Annotated in this window: 16 protein-coding genes; 11 read left to right on the forward strand and 5 right to left on the reverse strand. The window is 49.5% G+C overall.

Annotated elements, in window-relative coordinates; translation table 11 throughout:
- Positions 1 to 43: 43 nt before the first annotated feature.
- Together uvrA and CBE68_RS17670 are read left to right on the forward strand one after the other, a co-directional pair.
- Entirely contained in the window at positions 44 to 2863 is a 2820-nt protein-coding gene (gene uvrA, locus CBE68_RS17665; RefSeq protein ID WP_087507534.1) for an excinuclease ABC subunit UvrA, read from the forward strand.
- Between the two features lie 143 nt (positions 2864 to 3006).
- Positions 3007 to 4566, forward strand: coding sequence for a CHRD domain-containing protein (locus tag CBE68_RS17670; protein ID WP_087507537.1), 1560 nt, complete (start codon positions 3007 to 3009; stop codon positions 4564 to 4566).
- Positions 4567 to 4658: 92 nt separating this feature from the next.
- Here the strand turns inward: CBE68_RS17670 and CBE68_RS17675 are convergent, their stop codons facing one another.
- Complete coding sequence (locus CBE68_RS17675; protein WP_087507539.1) at positions 4659 to 6251, reverse strand: GMC family oxidoreductase; 1593 nt, start codon at positions 6249 to 6251, stop codon at positions 4659 to 4661.
- Between the two features lie 178 nt (positions 6252 to 6429).
- Between CBE68_RS17675 and CBE68_RS17680 the strand changes: the two genes are divergently transcribed.
- Positions 6430 to 6654 carry an outer membrane protein assembly factor BamD gene (locus tag CBE68_RS17680; RefSeq protein ID WP_143824617.1) on the forward strand — a complete coding sequence of 75 codons (225 nt, stop codon included), beginning with the start codon at positions 6430 to 6432 and terminating at the stop codon, positions 6652 to 6654.
- A 73-nt stretch (positions 6655 to 6727) separates the two neighbouring features.
- On the opposite strand, the gene CBE68_RS17685 is transcribed toward CBE68_RS17680, so the two are convergent.
- Complete coding sequence (locus CBE68_RS17685) at positions 6728 to 7648, reverse strand: diguanylate cyclase (protein ID WP_143824618.1); 921 nt, start codon at positions 7646 to 7648, stop codon at positions 6728 to 6730.
- A 549-nt stretch (positions 7649 to 8197) separates the two neighbouring features.
- Here CBE68_RS17685 and ptsP (CBE68_RS17690) point away from each other — a divergent pair.
- The 6 genes from ptsP (CBE68_RS17690) (at position 8198) to CBE68_RS17715 (ending at position 17811) form a co-directional block, all read left to right on the forward strand.
- Positions 8198 to 10744: a phosphoenolpyruvate--protein phosphotransferase gene (gene ptsP / locus CBE68_RS17690; protein ID WP_087507546.1), complete on the forward strand. Its 2547-nt coding sequence runs from the start codon at positions 8198 to 8200 to the stop codon at positions 10742 to 10744.
- A 53-nt stretch (positions 10745 to 10797) separates the two neighbouring features.
- The gene (gene ptsG, locus CBE68_RS17695) at positions 10798 to 12273 is read left to right on the forward strand and encodes a PTS glucose transporter subunit IIBC (protein WP_087507548.1); all 1476 of its coding nucleotides are present in this window, start codon (positions 10798 to 10800) and stop codon (positions 12271 to 12273) included.
- A gap of 83 nt (positions 12274 to 12356) precedes the next feature.
- On the forward strand, positions 12357 to 12584 hold the full coding sequence (locus CBE68_RS17700; protein WP_143824619.1) for a PTS transporter subunit EIIB: 228 nt from the start codon (positions 12357 to 12359) through the stop codon (positions 12582 to 12584).
- Between the two features lie 123 nt (positions 12585 to 12707).
- Positions 12708 to 15248 (forward strand): phosphoenolpyruvate--protein phosphotransferase, encoded by a 2541-nt coding sequence (ptsP, locus tag CBE68_RS17705; protein ID WP_087507552.1) that lies wholly within the window; start codon positions 12708 to 12710, stop codon positions 15246 to 15248.
- A gap of 48 nt (positions 15249 to 15296) precedes the next feature.
- Positions 15297 to 17093 (forward strand): PTS glucose transporter subunit IIBC, encoded by a 1797-nt coding sequence (gene ptsG, locus CBE68_RS17710; RefSeq protein ID WP_087507553.1) that lies wholly within the window; start codon positions 15297 to 15299, stop codon positions 17091 to 17093.
- 487 nt (positions 17094 to 17580) lie between these two features.
- A complete protein-coding gene (locus tag CBE68_RS17715; RefSeq protein WP_143824620.1) occupies positions 17581 to 17811 on the forward strand; it encodes a hypothetical protein in 231 nt (76 codons plus the stop codon).
- Between the two features lie 4 nt (positions 17812 to 17815).
- On the opposite strand, the gene CBE68_RS17720 is transcribed toward CBE68_RS17715, so the two are convergent.
- Positions 17816 to 19999, reverse strand: a complete 2184-nt coding sequence (locus CBE68_RS17720; RefSeq protein ID WP_087507555.1) for a GumC family protein — start codon at positions 19997 to 19999, stop codon at positions 17816 to 17818.
- 9 nt (positions 20000 to 20008) lie between these two features.
- Positions 20009 to 20572, reverse strand: a complete 564-nt coding sequence (locus tag CBE68_RS17725; RefSeq protein ID WP_087507556.1) for a polysaccharide biosynthesis/export family protein — start codon at positions 20570 to 20572, stop codon at positions 20009 to 20011.
- 259 nt (positions 20573 to 20831) lie between these two features.
- Between CBE68_RS17725 and CBE68_RS17730 the strand changes: the two genes are divergently transcribed.
- Positions 20832 to 21536: a hypothetical protein gene (locus CBE68_RS17730; RefSeq protein ID WP_087507557.1), complete on the forward strand. Its 705-nt coding sequence runs from the start codon at positions 20832 to 20834 to the stop codon at positions 21534 to 21536.
- A gap of 35 nt (positions 21537 to 21571) precedes the next feature.
- Here CBE68_RS17730 and CBE68_RS17735 read toward each other — a convergent pair whose 3' ends face one another.
- Positions 21572 to 21940: a 2Fe-2S iron-sulfur cluster-binding protein gene (locus tag CBE68_RS17735; RefSeq protein ID WP_087507558.1), complete on the reverse strand. Its 369-nt coding sequence runs from the start codon at positions 21938 to 21940 to the stop codon at positions 21572 to 21574.
- Between the two features lie 262 nt (positions 21941 to 22202).
- On the opposite strand from CBE68_RS17735, the gene CBE68_RS17740 reads away from it, so the two are divergent.
- Complete coding sequence (locus CBE68_RS17740) at positions 22203 to 23312, forward strand: hypothetical protein (RefSeq protein WP_087507559.1); 1110 nt, start codon at positions 22203 to 22205, stop codon at positions 23310 to 23312.
- Positions 23313 to 23795: the final 483 nt, after the last annotated feature.

Below are 23795 nucleotides of genomic sequence, written 5' to 3' on the forward strand. Positions count from 1 at the left end.
ATGCGATTCTATAGGGCTTTGGTGCTGAGTAACTGGCGGAATAATGGATTCCATCGACATTCGTGGGGCTCGTACCCACAACCTGAAAAATATCAATCTGACGATCCCGCGTGACAAACTGGTGGTGATCACCGGCTTATCCGGCTCTGGTAAGTCGTCATTAGCGTTCGACACCCTTTATGCCGAGGGTCAACGACGTTATGTCGAGTCACTGTCAGCCTATGCGCGCCAGTTTTTGTCACTGATGGAAAAGCCAGATGTTGATGCCATCGAAGGCTTGTCACCTGCCATTTCCATTGAACAAAAATCAACTTCTCATAACCCTCGATCGACTGTTGGCACCATCACTGAAATCTATGATTACCTGCGCTTGTTGTTCGCCCGAGTTGGTGAACCTCGTTGTCCGCACCACGACGAGCCATTAGCCGCCCAAACCGTCAGTCAAATGGTCGATAAAGTGCTTGAGCAGCCCGAGGGCAGTAAGCTCATGTTGCTGGCACCAATCATCAAAGAGCGCAAAGGCGAGCACATCAAAACACTGCAAAACCTGGCGGCTCAGGGTTTTATCCGCGCCCGTATCGATGGTGAAATCTGCGATTTGTCTGATCCACCAACACTAGAGCTGCACAAAAAGCACACCATTGAAGCGGTAGTCGACCGCTTTAAAGTCCGCGAAGGGCTTGAGCTACGGTTGGCTGAGTCGTTTGAATCGGCATTGGAGTTGTCCGGCGGCACCGCGACTGTGGTAAGCATGGATGATAACAGCACCGAGTTGGTGTTCTCTGCCAACTTTGCTTGTCCGGTCTGTGGCTATTCAATGGCCGAACTGGAGCCGCGGATCTTCTCCTTTAACAACCCTGCAGGCGCTTGCCCAACTTGCGATGGCTTGGGTGTGCAACAGTATTTCGACAATGACAAAGTGGTCCCCAACGGCGAACTCAGCCTCGCCGGTGGCGCCATCAAAGGCTGGGACAAGCGAAGCTTGTACTACTTCCAGATGCTGCGCGCAGTCGCCAACCACTTTGACTTCGATCTCAATGAACCATTTGAAAAGCTACCAGCCGATATCCAACACATTGTGTTGCATGGCACTGGCAAACAGAAAATAGAATTCCAATACGTCAACGATCGCGGAGATATCGTGGTCCGCAACCACGCCTTTGAAGGCGTCATTCCCAATATGGAGCGACGCTACAAAGACACAGAATCAGCCGCCGTTCGCGAAGACTTATCGAAATACATTTCCAGTCAACCTTGTAGCTCATGTCACGGCAGCCGTTTACGTGAAGAAGCACGGCATGTGTTCGTCAGCGACACCACCTTACCAACCGTCACGGAAATGGCTATTGGCGAATGCTTGCGCTTTTTCGACCACCTCGAGCTAACCGGACAGCGGGCACAAATCGCCGAGAAAATTCTTAAGGAAATTCGCGATCGGTTAAAGTTTTTGGTCAATGTTGGTCTCGACTATCTGAATTTGTCGCGCTCTGCAGACACCCTATCGGGCGGTGAAGCGCAGCGCATCCGACTGGCTAGCCAGATTGGTGCTGGTTTGGTCGGCGTCATGTACGTACTCGACGAACCCAGTATTGGCCTACATCAACGCGATAATGAGCGCTTACTGTCAACGCTGAACCACCTGCGCGATTTAGGCAATACCGTGATTGTTGTCGAACACGATGAAGATGCCATTCGCGCCGCTGATTTCGTCATTGATATTGGCCCCGGTGCCGGCGTTCATGGCGGTGAGATCATTGCCCAAGGGGACGTCGATGATATTAAGAATACCGTAGAATCACTGACGGGTGATTACCTATCCGGTCGCAAGCAGATTGAGATTCCAGCCGAGCGTCACCAACACGACGAACGCTGGATTGAACTCAAAGGTGCCAGCGGCAATAACCTGAAGAACGTCAATGTCGAATTGCCGATTGGCCTAATGACCTGTGTGACCGGCGTATCTGGTTCGGGTAAATCCACCTTAATTAACGACACTTTATTCCCGATTGCCCATAAGATGCTAAACGGCGCCGCTGGCGATGACGTCGCGCCTTACCAGTCGGTGTCTGGTTTGGAGTATCTCGATAAAGTCGTCGATATTGACCAAAGCCCGATTGGCCGCACGCCACGTTCGAATCCGGCAACCTATACCGGCATTTTCACGCCAATTCGCGAGCTATTTTCAGGTACCCAAGAAGCCCGCTCGCGCGGCTATAAGCCGGGGCGTTTTTCGTTTAACGTCAAAGGCGGCCGTTGTGAAGCGTGCCAGGGTGATGGTGTCATCAAGGTCGAAATGCACTTTTTGCCTGACGTGTATGTGCCGTGCGATGTCTGTAAGGGCAAGCGTTACAATCGTGAAACACTGGAAATCAAATACAAAGGCAAGAATATCCACGAAGTACTGGATATGACCGTGGAAGATGCGCGTGAGTTCTTTGATGCAATTCCGGCGGTGTCACGCAAGCTGCAAACGCTGATGGACGTTGGCCTGTCCTACATTCGCCTCGGCCAATCGGCCACGACCTTATCGGGTGGTGAAGCCCAGCGAGTGAAGTTATCGCGCGAGCTATCGAAGCGCGACACTGGCCGCACCTTATACATTCTCGATGAACCAACCACCGGCTTGCACTTCCATGACATCCAATTGCTGCTGACCGTACTGCACCGGCTGCGCGATCATGGCAATACCGTAGTGATCATCGAACACAACTTGGATGTCATTAAAACAGCCGATTGGATTGTCGATCTCGGCCCCGAGGGCGGCTCTGGCGGCGGCACTATTTTGGTGTCAGGCTCGCCAGAAACAGTTGCCGACTGCCAGCAATCGCACACCGCTCGCTTCCTTAAGCCCATGCTGGGCTAAACGAGCCATGGCATATCGACCTTGATTGCGTGACGACTGTCACGCAACCGAGGTTATGGTGAATACCGTCGACCTCTTTGTCGGTCTTTTTTTGACCAGTTGCGTAATAGCACTGCTGGCCAAACAAAAAGGAGCGGCTCACCATGAAATACTTCCTCGCAACATTTGTCACCACCTCAGTATTGCTGCTGGCTGCCTGCGGCGGCGGTGGAGGCGGCGGCTCAAGTAATGCCACCAATGTTGAACCACCATCAGAATTTACTCCATCATTGACCTTATCAGTCGAGCTAAATGGAGCACAAAGCGTTCCGGTGGTTGATACCCAAGACACAGCTTCGGCAACCATTGAAGTTGACGAGAGTCTTTATCAGTTTCGAGCAACTTTAGATATTAGCGACATTGATAATGTCCAAGCGGCTCATATCCACCAAGGCAGAATTGGTGTCAATGGCGATGTTGCTTTTGCCTTTGAGACAGTGGATGACGACACAATGGCCATTGAAATTACCGACCTATCGGCCGAGTTGATCGACGACATGCTAGACGGCGATTGGTACATCAATGTCCACACCGCAACTTATGCCAGTGGTGAAGTGCGCGGCCAGATCGTTAACCCAACAACCGCAGTTGTCACCTTTATGCTCAGTGGTTCTCAGTCTGTGCCAACAGTAATGACAGATGCCGTTGGTTACGGCTATGCAACCTTGGATAGCAATGGCTATGAAGTTGACTTGAAGGTCCATACCATGGCGGTCGAAGATGCCACTATGGCCCACATTCATGAAGGATATGTTGGCGAAAATGGTGGTGTTGTGGTGGCATTGGAGCAACACCCAGACGATGCCAATGTGTGGCAAACACCTGCGGGCGCGATGCTAGATGAAGCCACCGCTATGCGCTTAGTCAGTGGCGGCCACTACGTGAATGTTCACACCCCGGCAAATCCAAGCGGCGAACTTCGCGGCCAGATTTTGACCGACAATTTTGCCCTGATCACCTTTGATCTCTCCGGTCAGCAGGAAGTGCCGGCGGTAGCAACCACCGCGATGGGGTATGGTTACGCGACCCTCAACTTATCCGATTACGCCGTCGATTTAAAAGTGCTAACCACCGGCCTGGATAATGCCTCAATGGCCCATATTCATGAGGGTTATATTGGCGAAAACGGCGGCGTAGTGGTCGCACTAGAGCAACACCCTGACAATACCAATGTATGGCAAACACCCGCGGGCGCCATGCTCGACGAGGCAACTGCAATGCGCTTGGCCGATGGCGGTCACTACGTCAATGTCCACAGCCCCGATAACCCCAGCGGCGAGTTGCGAGGACAAATCGTTGGCAATCAGATCAACCTGTACACCTTTCCATTGACCGGCGAGCAGGTACTTGGTTCAGTCACGACTTCAGCGATGGGTTATGGCTATGCCACGCTAGACAATGTCACCGGTTTGTTGCGACTCAGAATTATGACCATGGGCTTAATGGACGCTAGCGCCGCCCACATTCATGAAGGAGAACGAGGGGTATCCGGAGGCGTGGTTGTTGGTTTAGAGCAAAGTGCCGCAGACACGGCGGTATGGGCGATTCCAGAGAATACCTTACTGGATTCTGCAACAGCGATGCAGCTTAAAAGCGGTGGTCATTACGTTAATGTCCACACTCCTGCTTACCCGGGTGGCGAACTTCGTGGACAGATTGAATAACACGAGCAAGTCCCTAGGCGTCGGACCATAACCCACCACCGAGCGATGTAAGTTATCGACTCGGTGTGTGGGTGCATCGACTCAAACGAGTGCTAATCAGCTAGTACCATCGCCGCTGCTTTTTCTGCGATCATGATAGTTGGTGCATTGGTATTACCACTGACGATAGTCGGCATGATTGACGCATCGACGACTCGTAACCGCTCCAAGCCATGCACTCGCAACTCGCTATCGACTACTGCATTTCCATCATTGCCCATTTTACAGGTACCAACTGGGTGATAGATGGTGTTTGCTTTTTGTCGAACATAATCTTCCAGCTGGTCGTCGCTCTGACACCAAAGACCCGGGTTCAACTCTTTACCAATGACCTGTTGCTGCGGCCAACAACCAAACATTTCTCGTACCCGTTTAACTCCTTCCACCAAAACTTTTAGGTCTTCTGACTCCGATAGCAGTTGATGATGAATCGCTGGGTGATCAGTCCGATCGGCAGACTTTAGTTTCACCTGACCACGACTCTTTGGCCGCAATAGACAAACATGCATCGACACACCTGCTTGTCTCAGCAAGTTGAGGTTTCTGCCATGATCATCCATTGCCGCAGCAATGCCATGTAACTGTATGTCCGGCCGTTGCTTGGTACCACTGTGATGAATAAAGCCTGCCATTTCAGCTGCTGGCGAGGTTAACAACCCGGTACGATGGCGAAAATAACGCCAGAGCTCTGGAGCAGACTGAAGCACAAAAGGTAACGACAATCGAATCGAGCGGCGGCTAAGATCTTGATAATTGACAATGATATCGGCGTGATCTTGAAGGTTCTGGCCGACTCCGGGCAGTTTATGCTGACAACCGATGCCATGCTCAGCGAGGTGGTTGGGGCAACCAATGCCCGATAGCATGAGCAATTGTGGCGACTGATATGCGCCAGCCGACATTAACACTTCGCGTGCAGCAACAGCTCGCTTGGTTTCGCCATGGTGAGTAAACTCAACACCGATTACTTGCTTGCCCTGCAGCAATAGTCGCTGGCTTAGAGCATGCGTCAGCACAGTTAAATTTGGTCGGTTCAACACCGGTTGCAGAAAGGCCGCATTGGTACTGCAACGCGCACCATGTTCCTGTGTCACTTGATAAAAACCAACCCCAGACTGCTCCGCACCATTGAAGTCTGATTGCAAGGGATAGCCGGCTAACTCAGCTGCCTTTACCATTTCCTGACAAAGCGGATGTTGGTAACGCAAGTCCGCAACGTTAAGCTCACCACCAACGCCGTGGTATTGATCCGCTCCTCGCTCTTGGTTTTGACTTTTAATGAAGTAAGGCAACACATCGTCATAGCCCCAGCCTTGGTTACCTTGTTCAAGCCAGTGATCATAGTCTTGTGCTTGGCCACGGATATAGAGCATGGCATTGATCGCGCTAGAGCCGCCTAAACCTTTGCCACGCGGACAAAAGATCTGCCGTTGGGCGATAGACCCGTCGGGTTCAGAATTAAATAGCCAGTTGCTGACTCGCGAGCGCATCAGCTGCACCAGCGCTAATGGTGTGGTGACATTCAGACCGCCATTGGCTCCACCAGCTTCAAGTACCAGCACTCGACATGTTGGATCAGCAGACAAGCGATTCGCCAATACACAACCAGCAGATCCAGCGCCAACGATAATGAAATCATATTCCATAGCTTCTCCCCGTCCCCAGACAGAAAGTATGTTCAGGCTTTCGCCGGCACTGCAACTAGCAACAGCGGTTAGCAGAGTTTGGTCACAAATGCGTGGCTCCTATCAACTTTGTTTTGATAAACCACGATATGCGTTTAACCACTACACTGAAGTAACCGCTAACCAAAAGGAGTTAAGTATGAAACTCAAACTGTTCATTCTGTTCGCCTGCTCGGCCTTGGTCGTCGGCTGCAGTTCATCACAAGACGAGATGAACGAAGCCAATGCCGAGTTTACCGAGGAAAAGACCAAGACCTTGCAGGAGTATAAGGAATGTGTTGATGATGCCGACGACGAGTACGAGTTGAAGAAGTGCGAAGCACTGCTCAATGCAGTGAAGGCGTTAGAAACAAAATCAAACTAAACGCTGCAACTTTTACTTTGAAAAAAGCTGCGGACTCTATCGGGGGTTCGAGTCCGCAGCAGATTGGCACTATTTATCGGCTAGTGCGGGCCAACTGCTGACTGGCTAGGTCGTGGGGGGCATTGGAAGTTTGCTTGGCGACATCAACGTCTAACCACAACTCTTTGCGATCCACTGGGGCAGAGGCTGGCAAAGTCGGATTATCAATGTGAATAATGGTTCGCTCCGCCATTCGCACCTTGTTCAGCGCATCTTTAATCAACGGATGATTGTAAAACCATTGGTCAAAACTGCCGTCGTTGATAGCAAGGTTAAACGCCTGCTCCAAGTCGACAGCCAGCTGTTCATTACTCTTGGCAGTAAACAAATAAGTCGCTGACGGGTAAACCAGAAGTAGATTGGGTTCAACAACTAAGTTGAGATCCGGTCGGCTCGCGACCTCTGAGTATGGCTCGTGTATCGCTCGGGGAAAATAGTCAAACCGACCACCTTCCAGCATGTGAAACAAGCTACCGTATTTGGGAGGCGTCACCATGGGAATGCCAGCACTCTCAAAAATTGGCGTACTCCCCCAAAATCGACCCTGTCCCGCCATCATTTGCTTTAATTCAGCCAGCGAGTCGATGGCTGAAAAACGATGTTGGTCGCCATCACGAATGATAAAAACACGATGGCCCAACATACCTTTGAGCACCGGAATGCGAATAGGCCGTAAGTCTTGCTCAAGCTGCTGATTGGTTGAGATAGCAGCAAACGAAAGGTTGCCACTCATGATCTCCGAGATTTGTCGACTAATCACCATGGATTTCGCCGGAGTCGGCACGAACTCATAATCATGGTCAATTTTACTCAACAGGAACCGAACCAGCTCCACCTGATACTTGTCTTTTGGTACTTCTGTTGGAATGTAACGAATAGTCGTGGCTTGCAAGCTAAAGCTCAGTATTGAGCCTACGAGCACCGCAGCAGCAGTCATTATTTTTAGAATACTCATAGTCGTTCACTTTGTTTGTTCCAAGGTAATGAGCTTCCATGCTAGCGCCATTGTTATACCAATAACGCTAACAAAATAACAACATATAGGTCATTCCAATTTAAAAACTAATACTTAGATCAAGTTATTTTTTGGTCAACCAAACTAAGAGAGTCAACTGAACGTTCATCTTCAACGAATAATAAATATAAATATCAGTAAATTAGAGCAAAAACCCAACTCAAGAAAAACAACAAACAGGAGACAATGCTATCACTGTGAATGGATACAAAAACCAACAAGGGTCGGAAAAGAAACTAAAAAAACATAAAAATTGTTAACAACAATAGTATCCGAAATCAAATTGGCCTTACCAATAACAACTACCACCCAGCTTCTCAACTAGAACATACCTAGCCGCCATGCTGAGCCGCATTGTAACTTTGTGTAACAACGGGAAACACAACGTAAGCAACCGTTTTATATAGCAAAAGAACAGGTCGATTCGATTTCTTCTGCGGTCATACCGTCTAGAATTTTCCGCATCCAAGTCGTCAGGAGAAATATCAAGTGACCTCAACCACCGTACAGCAGACCGTATCTTTAACTGCCCCATTAAGCGGCATTGTCGTTCCACTGGAGCAAGTACCCGATCCGGTATTTGCCGGCAAAATGGTTGGCGACGGAATCGCTATCGACCCAACATCACAAGTGTTGCTATCCCCTTGCGAAGGCACAGTGTCTACCTTGCACCCAGCCCATCATGCAGTCAGCATCACTACCGCAAACGGGGCAGAAGTACTCATGCACATTGGTTTAGATACTGTGTTGCTTAAAGGTGATGGTTTTACTGCCCACGTCACTGAAGGCCAACAAGTGAAGGTTGGCGAACCATTGATTGAATTCGATGCCGACCAAGTCGCTCAACAAGCACGTAGCTTGGTCACTATGGTACTTATCACCAACCCTGATGATTTCTCAAACTTTAGCTTTGCCGCAGGTAAGGTCGTCAGTAATCAAGACATCATTATTCAAGCCGGCAGCGAGTCTGCAGCAACTCAAAACAGCGAAGAAGCACAAGACTTCACTGCGGTTACCAGCGAATTGATTGCCTTACCTAACCCTGTCGGTCTACATGCTCGACCATCAGCTAACTTAGTTGCGTTGGCAAAACAGTTCAGCAGCAAAATTACCATTAGTTGTCATGGCAATGCCGCCAGCGCGCGCAGCGTGGTAGCGATTATGGGCCTCAATACCAAACAGGGCGATGAAGTTCAGTTAACCGCCAGCGGGGCCGATGCTGAAGCGGCAATCGCAGCAATAAGCCAAGCTATAAAAGAGGGCTTAGGTGAAGATTGTCAGGAAGCACCTCTAGCAACAGCTGAATCATTGCCAGAAGAACAATCGCTGTTGGCTGTGACACATGATGATCCAAATTGCCTACTGGGCGTTTCAGCGTCGCCGGGCAGCGCAATTGGGGTGGTTGTTCAACTCCAAGAACAAACATTTGACTATCCAGAGACAGCCGAGAATAGCGAAGCGCAAGTTGCTGCTTTGCACGATGCTCTTGATGCTGTGCAACAAGATTTGACCGAGTTGCAACAACAGATGACGCAACAAGGCCAAGCAGACAAAGCTGAAATTTTCCAAGCTCACCAAGAGTTGTTATCTGATCCTGAGCTTATTGAACAAGGCGAAACCTTCATCCATCGGGGTAAATCGGCTGCATTTGCATTTAATCAAGCCATTGACGGTCAGGTGCAAGTACTGAAACAGTTAGACAACCCGATGCTTGCCGGTCGCGTCAGCGATCTCGACGATATTCGTAATCGCATGCTGCGTAAGCTATTGGGTCTAACTGATGACGCGATGGCAATGCCAGAAAACGCCATTATTATTGCTCGTGATTTGACCCCATCGATGACCGCAAACTTAGATCCAAGCAAGGTCATTGGCTTTGCGACTACCGAGGGCGGTTCATCGTCTCATTCGGCAATTTTAGCTCGCGGTATGGGGATCCCTGCTGTTGCCGGGATCGACAACCAGGCTCAGCAACTTGCTGATGGCAGCAAAGTGATTCTCGATGGCGATGCTGGCCAGCTTCGAATCAACGTCAGCGATGAGGAAATCAACAACATCCAGCAACGCCAAGCCAAACAAGCGGAGCAAGACCAGCAAGATCTCGCTTCTGCCCACGATCATGCCATCACAACGGATGATCATCAGATGGAAGTGGTGGCCAATATTGCCAACCTTAACGATGCCGAGAAAAGTGTCAAATTGGGTGGCGAGGGCGTCGGTCTGCTACGTAGTGAATTCCTATTCCTAGACCGTGCAACAGCGCCATCGGAAGATGAGCAAGCACAACAATACAGCGCCATTGTTAAGGCTTTACAAGGGCGGCCAATTATCATTCGGACGCTGGATGTTGGTGGCGATAAACCTCTCGACTATATGCCGATGCCAGCGGAGGAAAATCCTTTCCTCGGTGAACGCGGCATCCGTATTGGTCTCAACCGACCCTCGATTTTACGTACCCAAGTTCGCGCCATATTGCGTGCAGCGCAAGGCAGTGAAAGCACCGTGCGGATCATGTTCCCCATGATTGCCACACTTGAAGAGCTACAAGCAGCTAAGCAAGTGGTCAAGCAAGAAGCAGAGCAATTAGGCGTCAGCAACTACGAAGTTGGCATTATGGTGGAGGTACCTTCAACCGCGGTAATGGCCGAGCAATTTGCCGAAGAAGCGGATTTCTTCTCCATTGGTACCAACGACCTCACCCAGTACACCTTGGCCATGGATCGCGGCCATCCAAAGCTTGCAGCGCAAGTTGATGGCTTAAACCCCGCCGTATTGAAATTGATCGAGATGACAGTTCAAGGGGCTCACAAAGCTGGCAAATGGGTTGGTGTTTGTGGCGGTTTGGCTTCCGATCCGCAAGCGGTGCCGTTACTGCTAGGACTCGGCGTCGATGAACTGTCGGTCAGTGTGCCTGCATTACCAGCAATCAAAGGTCAGATTCGCGAACTGTCGTTAAGCCAGTGCCAAACCCTTGCTCAGCAAGCGCTCAAAGCTGGTACTGCCACGGCTGTTCGACAACTAAGTCCGGGGCGCTAAGCCCCTCTAACACAACAACTCACACAACATTATAAAAAACTGAGGTGGTCTTTATGGCTTCTGCAAATGGACTTTTTGCGGCATTGCAAAAGGTCGGTAAATCGCTCATGTTGCCGGTATCGGTATTGCCCGTCGCCGGTCTATTATTGGGCATTGGTGCCGCGAACTTTTCGTGGTTGCCAGATATTCTGTCACAAGTAATGGCCGCATCCGGTGGTGCGATCTTCGGTAACCTGGCATTGATCTTCGCCATTGGTGTCGCTTTAGGCTTCACCGAAAACGATGGCGTGTCGGCGCTAGCCGCAACCGTTGGCTATGCGGTAATGCTGGCCACCATGGGCGTTGTCGCTAATGCCATGGGTGTTGAAACCAAACTCATCATGGGCATTGAGTCGATCGAAACCGGCGTGTTCGGCGGTATTTTGATTGGTGGCGTTGCCGCGGCAGTGTTCAATCGATTCTTCCGTATCCAGTTGCCGGCCTATTTAGGCTTCTTTGCCGGTAAACGTGCGGTGCCGATTATTACGGCATTTGCAGCCATCGTCATGGGCATCGTGCTGGTGTTTATTTGGCCTCCGATTGGTGGCTTGATCGATACTTTCTCGCACTGGGCTGCTGAGCAAAACCCTGCCACTGCGTTTGGTATTTATGGCATCGTTGAGCGCTCACTGATTCCATTCGGCTTACACCATGTGTGGAATGTTCCCTTCTTCTTCGAAGCGGGTTCTTGTGCCAATCTTGCAGGTGAAGCTCGCACCGGAGTATTAACCTGTTACCTTGAGGCTGATGCAGCAACTCGTCAAGCGGCTACCAACCACTTTGGTCAATTAGCTGGCGGCTACATGTTCAAAATGTATGGCCTACCTGCTGCTGCGATTGCAATTTGGCACTGTGCTAAACCAGAACATCGCGCCAAAGTTGGCGGTATCATGATGTCAGCGGCGTTGACTTCATTTTTGACCGGTATCACCGAACCAATCGAGTTTGCTTTCTTATTTGTTGCGCCAGTGCTTTACGGTATTCATGCATTGTTAGCCGGCTCAGCATTTGTGGTTACTAACACCTTGGGCATGGTTCACGGCACTTCGTTCTCTCACGGTCTCATTGACTTCATTGTGCTGTCAGGCAACTCAGAGAACTTCTTCCTGTTCCCAGTTATCGGCCTGATTTACGCAGCAATTTACTACACCGTATTCCGCTTCGTTATCACTAAATTCGATCTCAAAACACCTGGCCGAGAAGATGATTCAGAAGTGTTAGCTGGTGCCGGTGATGCCGAAGGCGACGAAATGGCAGCTGAGTTAGTCGCAGCGTTTGGCGGCGCGGCGAACATCGAAAGCTTGGATGCATGTATCACCCGCCTACGCGTCGGTGTGGTCAACAAAGATGCTGTCGACCAAGCTAAACTGAAAGCTTTGGGTGCAGCAGGTGTTGTCCAAGTCGGCAACGGCATGCAAGCGATTTTTGGTACTCAGTCGGACAACCTGAAAACCGATATGGAGCTTTACCTAAAAAAGCGCCAAGGCTAGTCACGCAGCCGGCAACGGTCGAATCCAGCCCACAATCTGAGCCTGAAGTTTCAGGCTCAGTGAACGAGCAGGATATCAACGCGATGATTAGCCAACTCGGCGGCAAAAGTAACATTAATTCGGTAATGGCATGTGCCACCAATCGACTTCGATTTACCTTAGAGCAAGACGAGGAATTAGACGTTCAAGCACTGACCAAACTACCTTGCGTCAATGCCGTGATGCAGCCTCAAACTAAGGTTGTTCACTTGCTACTCAACGAAGATGCGAGCCCTTGGGCAGCGAAGCTGATAGCACAACTTGATAATTAGCTAACCATTTGTTGAAAATGTAAAAATTAAAAGCCGTCTTTGTGACGGCTTTTTACTTTTCGCGCTTTCGATTCAACAAGGCTGAACTATAGTTTAGCTACCTGAAGCCATGGAAGCGTTCTAATGTCAGAGCAACGTCTTGAATTGAAAGCCCCCGTCAGCGGCGTCGTCATTCCCCTCGATCAAGTTCCCGATCCAGTTTTCGCCCAAAAAATGGTTGGCGAAGGCATTTCCATAGACCCAACGAGTGAGCATTTACTGGCGCCCTGTAACGGCAAAGTCATTCAAATGCACCCAGCCAAACATGCCATTACCATAGAGTCCGAGCAAGGCATTGAAGTGCTCATGCACATTGGGCTAGATACCGTCATGCTCAAAGGAGATGGTTTCTCGCCATTGGTATCGGAAGGAGAAACAGTAGAGCAAGGACAGCCGCTCATTGATTTTGATGCCGATAAGATCGCCTTATCAGCTCGCAGTTTGATGACCGAAATTGTCATCACCAACGGCGACCAAGTCAGCCGTTACCAATTCACGTCGGGCAATGTCGTCGCCAACCGCGACACCTTGATGACGCTAGAGTTGGGAGCACCGGCAGACACCGATGAAATAGACCAAGAAGGCCTGACCAAAGAGTGCGCCTCCGATTGGATTAGTATACCCAACCCAACGGGCATTCATGCCCGCCCCGCAGCCGCTTTGGCAGCTGAAGCAAAGATGTTTCAATCGCGCATTAAATTGGAGCGTGATGGCCAATTTGCCGATGCCAAATCAGTTGTGGCTCTAATGGGTTTGAACGTCAAATTAGCCGAGAAAGTACGAATTGTTGCCAAAGGTCGAGACGCCGATGAAGCCGTTGACGCGCTCACAGTAGCGATTTGTGATGGCTTAGGCGAAGACGTATCAACTGCTGTTGCACCAACAGTGCAACCAGTGGAAGTTGAAGAAGAGGTATCACTGCTGGCGAAAGTCAGCGCCGACCCCAATATTTTGCTCGGTATTGCGGCTTCGCCAGGGATTGCTATTGGCAAGGTTCATCAGCTTGAACATCAGCAACTCAGCTATGACGAACTCGCCGCCGATGCTAATGCCGAACGCACTTCCCTAACCGATGCCATTGAACATGCTAAGGCTGATTTAAAGAGCTTGCAGGCCAAACTGCAAAGCGAAGGCAACCAAACAAATGCTGAGATTTTCGCCGCTCACCAAGAACTACTCGAAGATCCGGCGATCTTCCAACAAGCCAAGAAACTAATTAAGGAAGGAAAATCGGCGCCATTCGCTTGGAATAAAGCAGTACATGAACAAATCAAAGTACTCCGAGCGGTAGACAGCGATGTCATTGCCGGCCGGGTAGCCGATTTGGAGGATGTCTGTACACGCATCCTCAAACTACTTCTTGGAATCGACGATGCTGCAACGGCACTGGCCGAACAAACCATTATCGTTGCTGAGGATTTAACGCCCTCAGATACAGCCAACTTAGATCGCAGTAAAGTTATTGGTTTTGTCACCACGCTTGGCGGCGCCACTTCACATGCGGCTATTTTGGCCCGTTCAATGAACCTGCCAGCCTTAGCCGGAGTAGATCCTCAGGTACTGGCGCTGGAAGAAGGGCTACAAGTTGTCCTTGATGGCGATGCCGGCACCTTAAACATCGCCGCATCCGATGAAGAAATCGCGCAACTCAGGCAAAAACAACAACAACAAGTGGCACGCGCCGAGCAAGCCCAGCAAAAAGCTCATGAGCCAGCGGTAACAAGCGACGGTGTAGCAATTGAGGTAGTCGCCAATATCGGTAACGTCAAAGATGCCATCGAGGCCTGTAAATTTGGTGCCGAAGGCGTTGGTTTGCTACGCAGTGAATTTCTCTATCTTGATCAGGCGACCGAGCCTAATGAAGATCAACAGGCACAGGTTTACACCGAAATCGCTGATGCCTTGGGGGCAGACAAGCCACTGATTGTCAGAACCCTGGATGTCGGTGGTGATAAGCCATTGCCATATTTACCGATGCCAAGTGAAGAAAACCCCTTCTTAGGTGAGCGTGGCATTCGGATCGGTCTCAATCGACCATCCATTCTCAAACGCCAGGTCCGAGCGATTTTGCGCGCTCATGGCCACGCCAAACTGAAAATTATGTTTCCGATGATTGCCACCCTGCCAGAGCTCAAAGCGGCCAAACAGCTGGTGCAACAAGAAGCCGAGGATTTGGGCGTATCTGGTGTTGAGATTGGCATCATGGTTGAGGTGCCATCCACCGCTGTGCTATCGGAACATTTTGCTGCCGAGGCTGATTTTTTCTCGGTCGGTACCAACGATTTAACTCAGTATGCATTGGCCATGGATCGGGGCCACCCGAAACTAGGTTGGCAAGTCGATGCGCTTGATCCGGCAGTTCTAAGACTCATCAAATTGACCGTTGACGGCGCCAAGAAACATGGCAAATGGGTCGGTGTATGTGGCGGAGCCGCCAGCGATTTGCTTGCCGTACCGGTGCTCATTGGCCTTGGCGTTACCGAACTATCTTGCAGTGTGCCAGCAATTCCGGAGGTCAAAGAACTAGTTCGCAGCAGCTCTCTAGCACAATGCCAAGCACTAGCTGAGCAAGTATTACAACAACCTGATGCGGAATCAGTCCGCGCCCTACTACAAAAGATATAAAACCAAGCAATTAAAAGTCGGTTTAAAACGATAATTAAGGAACTAAACATGAGTGTATTTACCAATGCCTTTGGGGCATTACAGAAAGTGGGTAAATCATTGATGCTGCCGGTGTCAGTGTTGCCTGTAGCAGGTTTGCTATTAGGTATTGGTGCGGCAAATCTACCCTGGATCCCTGACATACTGTCACAAGTGATGGCAGCATCAGGTGGCGCAATCTTTGGCAACTTAGCATTAATTTTTGCCATCGGTGTAGCCTTGGGTTTCACGGAAAATGATGGTGTGTCAGCGTTAGCGGCAACCGTTGGCTACGCGGTACTGTTAGCGACCATGGGTGTTGTTGCCTCCGCGATGGGTGTTGAAACCAAGTCGATCATGGGCTTACAGTCGATCGAAACTGGGGTGTTTGGTGGCATTCTAATCGGTGGTGTGGCTGCCGCCGTGTTCAATCGCTTCTTCCGTATTCAGCTACCTGCTTACCTCGGGTTCTTTGCTGGCAAAAGGGCTGTGCCGATTATCACCGCTTTTGCTGCCATCTTCCTAGGCATCATTTTGGTATTTATTTGGCCACCGATTGGCGGCGTGATTGACGCCTTCTCTCATTGGGCTGCGGAGCAATCGCCAGCGATGGCATTTAGCATCTACGGTATTGTCGAGCGCTCTTTGATTCCGTTTGGCCTTCACCACGTCTGGAACGTACCATTCTTCTTCGAAGCTGGATCGTGCACTAACTTAGCGGGCGAAGCGCGTACTGGTGTATTAACTTGTTATCTAGAGGCAGACCAAGCGAGCCGAGCAGCAGCAACCAACCACTTTGGCCAACTTGCAGGCGGCTACATGTTTAAGATGTATGGTTTGCCAGCAGCGGCGATTGCAATTTGGCATTGTGCTAAACCAGAACATCGCGCCAAGGTCGGCGGCATCATGATCTCGGCTGCATTAACCTCGTTCTTGACCGGCATTACCGAGCCCATCGAGTTCTCATTCTTGTTTGTTGCACCGGTACTGTATGCCTTGCACGCCATCCTGGCGGGTACCGCATTCTTTGTGACCAACAGCCTGGGAATGGTTCATGGCACCTCGTTCTCCCACGGTTTCATCGACTTCATTGTGCTATCGGGTAACTCTCAGAACTTCTTGCTGTTTCCTGTCATAGGCGCAATCTATGCAGTGGTTTACTACAGTGTGTTCCGCTTTGTGATCACCAAGTTCGACTTGAAAACGCCAGGCCGAGAAGATGAATCGGACTCGCTGCTCGCCAGTGCTAGCGATGGCGATGAGGATGAAATGGCTCGAGATCTTGTCGTTGCCTTTGGGGGCGCAGGCAATATCGTTAGCCTTGATGCCTGTATTACCCGGCTCAGAATCGGCGTCAATGACCCTGCAAAAGTCGATCAGCCGAGATTAAAAGCAATGGGGGCTGCTGGCGTTGTGCAGGTAGGTAACGGCATGCAGGCTATTTTCGGTACCCAATCGGAAAACCTAAAAACGGCGATGGACATCTTCCTTAAAAAGGGTGGCGGAACAGAACCGGTAGCGCCAGTAGCAGCAACACCTGCGCCAACCACAGACACTGCGCCAGTAGAGTTAACTGCCGACGTAGAAGCTGCGGTATCGGTTTGCGTGGCGACATTTGGTGGCGTCGACAACATCAAGAAGGTCACTCGATGTGCCACCAGTCGAATTCGTTTGCTACTCCGCGAGCCTGTCGATGTCGACCCTGATACCATCGACTTGCCACTCTCACAAGCAACCATGAAGGTACAAGAAAACCTTTACCATATATTGGTCGGTGAGTATGCAGAAGCCTATGAAGCCGCCATCAACAAATTAAGAGAACAGTAAACCTTCTAATCAAGCCCGCAAACGCGGGCTTGATTTTTACTAAGACCGATTCGTCACTGCTTTTCCACCCTGATCGCAACCGTGTTCTCGCCACTCCAACTGATAATCACTGAGGTCCGTTTTTAACTGCCTCTGATCAATCGGATCTTTTTTCAGTTTTTTGACAATACGATTCATTTGTTTAGCCAAATAGAGGCACTTGCGATCCATTGACGGCTTGGTTGGGTATGGCTTGGAGCTCGCGACTACTGGGGAGTTGAGGCATAGCAACAAGACCAAAGCGACGCTTACGGGAGTGTAATTAGACATATATTTCGTTCCTTGAAATTACGATTTAACCGAACCACCTTGTTCGACCCATGTCTAATTTTTACACAGCTGGCTTTAATTGCTCATGTGATTTTGATAATTGTATCGGTTCGCCACTGACAGATTGAGATATCTGACTCAGTGATTGAGGAAGGCCGATTTGTTGATGGAGGGCAACATGACCACGACTATTGAACGTCGATTTGCTGCGCAACAAGTGTCTTTAGAACGACTCAATATTGCTCAGCGCTCTGCGTTTAGCGAAATTGAAGCTGCCGGCTATGGCTTGCTGTTTATCCGTTCCACCAGTGGCGGTAAAGTCGCTATTTGTAGCAGCGGCCAATCATTTGCAACGATAGATGAGGCGGGCCAGCTCAATACCTGCCCAGAGATCGATCTCAGACGTTAACGTGCTATGAAGCGCGATTGCGACTCGCTCTTGCATGTGAGAGTTCGACCAAATTGGTCGCCGCATCACTTTGATACAACCGCTTGCCGCCGCCATGGCGTCGCCCAGAGACCTGATTCAAAACAATACCCAGAATAGGCGCATTGACTTTCCGTAACCGGTCGAGGCCATCTTTCACGTCTGCCCTCGAAGTTTGTTCTGCCTTGACCACGTAAAGTAATTTATCGGCAACGGTGGAGACTACCTGAGCGTCACTCACGGCTTGAATCGGGCCAGTCTCAATGATGATCCGATCGTAGTGCTCTCGTAACCCCGAAATAAGCACTTTGAATTTTTTCGATGACAAATAGTTCAGCGGATCACTTGTAGTCGCCCCAGCAGGCAAAATATCAATACCCAGCTCTTCTGAGCGATGAATACAAGCGCCAACCTTATGCGAACGCGACAACACGTTACTCAGGCCTGGCATCGTCGGCTCCAAATCCAACATGGTGTTGATTGACGGTCGACGCATATCGGCATCGATCAGCAACACCTTTTCTATTTCGCCACAAGAAATCGCCAGCTGTATCGCAACTGACGATTTACCCTCTCCCTCAGCAGTCGAGGTTATTGCTGCCAATTGATTGCGGCCGCCACTGAGCTGTAGGCGAGTTCGCAAACCATGTATTGCCTCAGAAAAATGCAGATCCTCTGATAAAGCTTTCACTGGTGAGCGCTTCTTCAGCTTTACCACAGGCAATTCAATGAGCACATCCAAACCGAGCGATGCTTCAACTTGTGTGCCTTTGCTAATGGCACCAACCAGTAAGCTCTTGACCAGCACAATGAGCGCGCCGACCAACCCACCAAGAACGGTAGCCACCATCAGGATCATCAGTTTCCGCGGTTTGAATGGATAAAGCGGCACCACTGCAGGATCGATCAAGCGGGCAAAATTATGTTCCAAATCATCGGTCGCTTTGGTTTCCTCAAAGCGGGTTAAGAAAGTGTCGTAAAGCTTTTGGTGAGTTTCCACATCCCGCTGCAACTGGGTAAAGGTGGCTTGGACCTTACTTAACCTTTGATAAGTCTGTTTGGTTCGTTGGAAGGCTTGCTCGAGTCCCTGGACTCGCAACTTAGCCGCTTGAAATTCGTTGCCAATAGTCGTCGATACCTGCGCTAATAACTCTTTCAGGTTGTCATCAACCGCCCGTTGCTCTGCACTCAATGCCGTGCGCTTCGGGTGTTTAGGGCCATAGCGCTTCGCTAACTCCGATTCACGTAACCGCAGTTCTAGGCGCTTGTCTCGCATCCCTTTGATCGATGGATGGTCGCGAACGGCTTCAATCGACAGCAAATCCATCACATCTTGTTTGCCATAGTTGGCGACCAACTCACTTAACACTCTTACTTCTTCAAGCCGCTTACGGGCGTCAATAATTTGCGATGAAGTGAGGTTAAGTTCCTGACTGACAATGCCCAAAATACCAGAGATATCGATCAAGTCTTCACTCTGACGAAACTCAGATAGCTCGAGCTCTGCCTGCAATAAGTTGGCTCGCTGCTCCTGCAATTGCTCAAGCAACCATTGGCTGGTTTGCTCGGTGATTTGACTGCGCGAATCGCGGTGATAATCGATATAGGCGGCGACAACCGCATTGGCGACACCGGCGGCTAGTTTGGGATCATAGGCATCGAAGCTAATTTGGATGATCTCACTGTCACGAACCGGAGTGACCGACAAGCGACTGCGAAACTCGTCTTCAGCCCGCTGTTCAGACATTTCCCGCCGTAGCTTCGGCAGTAAAGCCTCTTTACCAAAGAAGTAAGCATGCCAATACTGATACACGCTCGGCTGCCGATAGGTAAACTCCGGATGAGTTTGCAGCGACATTTGAGCCACGACCTTGCGTGCGATGGCACGGGATTTAAGCAGTTCAACTTGGGTACTCATGTGAGAAGAGCTGCGCTCATCGAGCACGTAAAGCTGCTCGATTGCTACCACGTTGGACTGTTGCCCACCGATTTGCACATTGGCGCTAGCACGATACATCAACCCCAGCGACTTAACATACAGCACGGCCATGAGAGCAAATATCGCCACCACAGCGACAATAACCATGCGCTTGTTCCACAGCAGGGTAACGAAGTCGAATAGCAACTCGTTGTCTTTGTCGGGATTGGTCGGTGAATGATATGGCGTCATAGTGATTGGCTAAAAGAAGCTTTCCGAGATTTCGATGATGTCACCGGCCATCACCTGGGTATCGCGCGCCGCATCATGTTCGGTTTGATGCGCTTCTCGCGCTCGGCGGATCGACCAACTCGATTTTGATGCCCGTTCTTTCAGCCCTCCGGCCAATGCAATCGCCATATCGACCGTTAAGCCCGGTTGATATGGATAACCACCAGGCGCATATACCTGACCATGGATATAAAAAGGACGATAGCGGGTCACTGACACTTGGACGTGGGGCTCGATCAAGTAATCGCCACGCAAGCCATTTTCAATAGTGATCGCTAATTGTCGGGTAGTAAGACCTTGGGCGAGAACTTCTTCTAGAAATGGGAAACTGACAAAACCGGCTCGGTCGATTTCAGTTTCGATACTGAGATCCGGTTCGTTATAGACATGCACATTCAACTGATCGCCAGGCCCTAGCAAGTACTCCTCATCCGATTCAACCGCATAAACAGCAAATTGAATCAACAGAAGCACTAGCAAGCTGGCCAGCTTACAGCCGAATTGTTTGTTAGCAGCACGGTTAATCAACAGCATCCTTGAGCACAGTTCAGACCACGAGCACCTTTTTCTAGTGTTTATATCGGTGTCACGCGTTAATACTTGAGTTCTACTTATCTGCACCATCATACCCTATTTGTCGGCTGATACTGTGACCGTTTGACCAAGTTCATTTATTAATCAGTTCAGTCAACGACTCAGATGGTGCGTTCGAGATAGTATGCTAACGTTAGTGATTGATGAATAGATTAACTTGCCGCTCGAATGTGACTCTTTTGGAACAGGAAATCCGCCCATGCACGCTTTATTGAAACGGACCATCAACTCCCTCTTTGCAATCACCCTATTGCTTACCACGTCGGCCCATGCCACTGATTACGAGCTATTAAGCGATCAAGAAATTGATCAACGCTTGTCATTTTTGACCAGCAAGCTCGAATCTATCGAATCGCCGTCGACTTATTGGCAATACGGTTGGACTGGCTTCTATGCTGCTTCAGCCATCGCTCAGGCTGCTAAAGCGGCTGACGAAAGTGATAGCGATGATTCAACCAAGCAGTGGGTGGGAGCCATCAAGTCAACCGGGGGCTTGGCATTGATGCTATTGAAACCACTCCCGGTAGTGACAGGAATGGATGACTACCGACAGATGCCCGCAACGACCAGAGCAGAAAAAATTGCACGGCTAAAAGAAGCAGAACAGATCATGCGGCATAGTGCTTGGCGCGCGAACGAGAAAAACACTTGGAAACCACACCTAATGACGATTGGTGTGAACTTATTGGGTGCTGCTGCAATCGCAGCGTTTGGCGATAGTGACGACGCGCTGGGCTCTGCAGCATTGGGCATTGCCATCGGAGAAGCCGCAATTTGGACACAACCTTCGGCACCACAACAACATTGGCAAGCATATCAAGATCAGTTCTCTGGCCAACAAACCGCTTATCAATGGCGATTGGTGCCAACATTAAATGGTGTCAATTTGGAAGTTAGATTCTAATCAAAGCGCTGGCGAGCCAGCGCTTTCACAACACCTTAGGCGCCACCGGGTTCGCCAGTAAACTCGACCAATAAATCCTCATCGGTAACGATTGCTTGACAAGCAAGTCGGTACGTCGGCGGTATATCCTCATTCGATGCGCGCTCTGCTTCAAATTCCGGCAGCTTACCAATCGACTTAAGCACTGAGCGCTCTTTGTCGGTCAGCATCACCGCTTTGATCCGTTCCCCATCCAGATGAGTCACTTTAATTAGGCAAGAGCCACATTCGCCATCACGGCATTCGCAAGGAATCTTAATGCCGTTTTCTTCAGCTAAGCCTAGAATCGCATTGCGCTTGCCAGCAACAGCCTCAACTTTTTTGTTCTTCCGCATTGTCGGGGAAGAGAAATATACAAATGCCATAATTTTTCCTTCTTGAGGTTAAAACAGAGACATTTGCAAGCCAAGGGCCACAACCCTAATCAACTGATTTATTTATCAATAACGTTCACCATGTAGATGTTCAGGTGTCTTGATTACGACAAAAGCTACATTCAGATTGAAGGGTTGTTGACTTTGAGGTCAAAACCAACGCAGATTCTAGGATAAAGATGTTATGTTAAAGACTGTTGTTCTTTGAATACTCAAAGATCAAGAACAGCACTTAAAATTAGGAGCATACGGAATGAGTGCCATAAGAGCAGTGCTTACAAAATACAATCGTAGGCTTTATAAGCTGCCGTTTTATTGGAGACTTTTAGCCACTATCCTTCCTTACTTTGCTCTTCTTATGGCGCAAGCGCTAACTGGAGATGCCCATTTAGAACATGGGGTGGTATTTGCGACAGCTATTGGGGGAGGTATCGTTTTAACATTATTGACAATGATTGAAACCGATAAAACCTTCTTTGATCTGGATAAACATTCGACAAAAAGCCTTAGTAATAACGGATACTTTGTTCTTTCTGGTATTAGCACAATTTGGATTGTTTCTATTTCTTGTTTTTCTATTTGGCTATATAACGATTTAGGTTGGCAGCTCGATTTCACAGAGAAAGGTTGGAGAAAAGCATTTGATTTATTCAGATTCCCCATCGGAGCTTTCACCGCAGGGCTGGCAGTGATGGCATTTTTCGCAACAGTTCATCGCTCAGCCCAAACAGCAGCACAAATACAAGAGACAAAAACATCCAACAATTTTTCAATATACTTCAAACACAGAGAAGAGTTTAAATCTGTATTGGAATCTATCACTCCCATCAAGACTGAGCCACGAGTGAGTTGGCATCATTTATATCAGAGTTTCTTTAGTCATAGTTCTTTTTCTAGCTTAAGTCTTAAAATATCAGCCTCCACCCAGAAAAAATTTGAATACATGCTCGAAGTCCCTTCAGCAAGCACATTAAAAGAAACATGTCCGACTCAAGACCATTTAGAAGTTAAATTGTTAGAAGCAGTATTTGGCCGCTTAGGTTGGTTTTATTCTACCTTATCGATTAAACGACCCGATGTTATCGAGAAACTAGACCAAATTAAGGGCATTCCAGACGAGCTGAACACTGCCAGAAGATGTTCCCGATATAAGGAGCGTGAGCATTTAGTTGCTTTAGATCGAGCAATTTTAAGTGTATTTGAGGTATGCATCGTCGTGCTAGAACTCTCGGAAGAGCTACCTAACAGCCGAGATTTAAGACTTGAGTTAAAAGACGCGAAAGAGCAATGGAGAGATATCGTGTCGCATATACGCAGTGATGAATACCGCGAATGGTATCCTCGAAAGTCACCGAATCAATAAACCTAAAATCATCGTCAGCTCACGCTGCCACACTGATTTGCCGCTAGACCAACCTCGCTTTACATAAAGCCGCCGAATAAGGCGGCTTTTCTTTAGCTTCAGCTAGCCTAAGAAGCTAGTCGCCTTCGTGACCTACTTTACTCCTAGCTCCTCGGCTTTGTCTCCTGAGTCGCCCTACTTCCTGTAGTTCTGCCCTCCGCCCTTCAGGCCAGCCTAAGGGCTGTTAATTATATCAACAAAGATATGACTCACATGGGGGCGGAGCAGGTGCGTTCACAAAGCAACGCTTTGTGCACCTGCGGAGCGCTAGCAGCTTAGCTGCGACGCTGGGAGCCTGCGGCGCGCTGTCGTTAAGCAGAGTGATAGGTTGGAGACCCAGCGCTTCACCGCGATTGTTGGTTTGCGCGCCGCGAGGCGCTTAAACGACAAAAGGCCACCCTATTGGGTGGCCTTCTGACGTTTTATTAGGTGCCTGGCGGTGAC

It is taken from the genome of Neiella marina, from assembly GCF_002165625.1.
GTDB classification, from domain to species: Bacteria; Pseudomonadota; Gammaproteobacteria; order Enterobacterales; family Neiellaceae; genus Neiella; species Neiella marina.

Excerpts from the sequence above, each read along its gene's own strand:
- uvrA (WP_087507534.1), top strand. The coding sequence starts at position 44 with ATGGATTCCATCGACATTCGTGGGGCTCGTACCCACAACCTGAAAAAT.
- CBE68_RS17670 (WP_087507537.1), top strand. The coding sequence starts at position 3,007 with ATGAAATACTTCCTCGCAACATTTGTCACCACCTCAGTATTGCTGCTG.
- CBE68_RS17675 (WP_087507539.1), bottom strand. The coding sequence starts at position 6,251 with ATGGAATATGATTTCATTATCGTTGGCGCTGGATCTGCTGGTTGTGTA.
- CBE68_RS17680 (WP_143824617.1), top strand. The coding sequence starts at position 6,430 with ATGAAACTCAAACTGTTCATTCTGTTCGCCTGCTCGGCCTTGGTCGTC.
- CBE68_RS17685 (WP_143824618.1), bottom strand. The coding sequence starts at position 7,648 with ATGAGTATTCTAAAAATAATGACTGCTGCTGCGGTGCTCGTAGGCTCA.
- ptsG (WP_087507548.1), top strand. The coding sequence starts at position 10,798 with ATGGCTTCTGCAAATGGACTTTTTGCGGCATTGCAAAAGGTCGGTAAA.
- CBE68_RS17700 (WP_143824619.1), top strand. The coding sequence starts at position 12,357 with ATGATTAGCCAACTCGGCGGCAAAAGTAACATTAATTCGGTAATGGCA.
- ptsP (WP_087507552.1), top strand. The coding sequence starts at position 12,708 with ATGTCAGAGCAACGTCTTGAATTGAAAGCCCCCGTCAGCGGCGTCGTC.
- ptsG (WP_087507553.1), top strand. The coding sequence starts at position 15,297 with ATGAGTGTATTTACCAATGCCTTTGGGGCATTACAGAAAGTGGGTAAA.
- CBE68_RS17715 (WP_143824620.1), top strand. The coding sequence starts at position 17,581 with ATGACCACGACTATTGAACGTCGATTTGCTGCGCAACAAGTGTCTTTA.
- CBE68_RS17720 (WP_087507555.1), bottom strand. The coding sequence starts at position 19,999 with ATGACGCCATATCATTCACCGACCAATCCCGACAAAGACAACGAGTTG.
- CBE68_RS17725 (WP_087507556.1), bottom strand. The coding sequence starts at position 20,572 with ATGCTGTTGATTAACCGTGCTGCTAACAAACAATTCGGCTGTAAGCTG.
- CBE68_RS17730 (WP_087507557.1), top strand. The coding sequence starts at position 20,832 with ATGCACGCTTTATTGAAACGGACCATCAACTCCCTCTTTGCAATCACC.
- CBE68_RS17735 (WP_087507558.1), bottom strand. The coding sequence starts at position 21,940 with ATGGCATTTGTATATTTCTCTTCCCCGACAATGCGGAAGAACAAAAAA.
- CBE68_RS17740 (WP_087507559.1), top strand. The coding sequence starts at position 22,203 with ATGAGTGCCATAAGAGCAGTGCTTACAAAATACAATCGTAGGCTTTAT.